The sequence below is a fragment of the Agrobacterium sp. InxBP2 genome, assembly GCF_026191755.1.
Taxonomy (GTDB): domain Bacteria; phylum Pseudomonadota; class Alphaproteobacteria; order Rhizobiales; family Rhizobiaceae; genus Agrobacterium; species Agrobacterium pusense.
Genome location: NZ_JAINDY010000003.1, coordinates 1 through 1,114, shown reverse-complemented (window position 1 = coordinate 1,114; position 1,114 = coordinate 1). Strand labels below are relative to the sequence as shown.

Annotated in this window: 1 protein-coding gene; it reads left to right on the top strand. The window is 35.4% G+C overall.

Annotation, left to right across the window (positions count from 1 at the left end; translation table 11 throughout):
* Positions 1-118: 118 nt before the first annotated feature.
* Positions 119-1,114: hypothetical protein (locus K7A42_RS00020; protein ID WP_322784199.1), on the top strand; the 996-nt coding region annotated here is incomplete at its 3' end.

The window sequence follows — 1,114 nt, the reverse complement described above, 5'->3', positions numbered from 1 at the left end:
AGACAAACAGGACAATTAAAGTTAGTTTTTCGAGTTAGCGTGTTTGAATACTGCAAGATACAAGATAAATAGAGTAGTTGAAACTAGATATCAATTGCACACAAGATCGGCGCTAAGCATGCCACAATTTGATATATTATGTAAAACACCACCTAAGGTGCTTGTTCGTCAGTTTGTGGAAAGGTTTGAAAGACCTTCAGGTGAGAAAATAGCATTATGCGCTGCTGAACTAACCTATTTATGTTGGATGATTACACATAACGGAACAGCAATCAAGAGAGCCACATTCATGAGCTATAATACTATCATAAGCAATTCGCTGAGTTTCGATATTGTCAATAAATCACTCCAGTTTAAATACAAGACGCAAAAAGCAACAATTCTGGAAGCCTCATTAAAGAAATTGATTCCTGCTTGGGAATTTACAATTATTCCTTACTATGGACAAAAATATCAATCTGATATCACTGATATTGTAAGTAGTTTGCAATTACAGTTCGAATCATCGGAAGAAGCAGATAAGGGAAATAGCCACAGTAAAAAAATGCTTAAAGCACTTCTAAGTGAGGGTGAAAGCATCTGGGAGATCACTGAGAAAATACTAAATTCGTTTGAGTATACTTCGAGATTTACAAAAACAAAAACTTTATACCAATTCCTCTTCCTAGCTACTTTCATCAATTGTGGAAGATTCAGCGATATTAAGAACGTTGATCCGAAATCATTTAAATTAGTCCAAAATAAGTATCTGGGAGTAATAATCCAGTGTTTAGTGACAGAGACAAAGACAAGCGTTAGTAGGCACATATACTTCTTTAGCGCAAGGGGTAGGATCGATCCACTTGTATATTTGGATGAATTTTTGAGGAATTCTGAACCAGTCCTAAAACGAGTAAATAGGACCGGCAATTCTTCAAGCAATAAACAGGAATACCAATTATTAAAAGATAACTTAGTCAGATCGTACAATAAAGATTTGAAGAAAAATGCGCCTTATTCAATCTTTGCTATAAAAAATGGCCCAAAATCTCACATTGGAAGACATTTGATGACCTCATTTCTTTCAATGAAGGGCCTAACGGAGTTGACTAATGTTGTGGGAAATTGGAGCGAT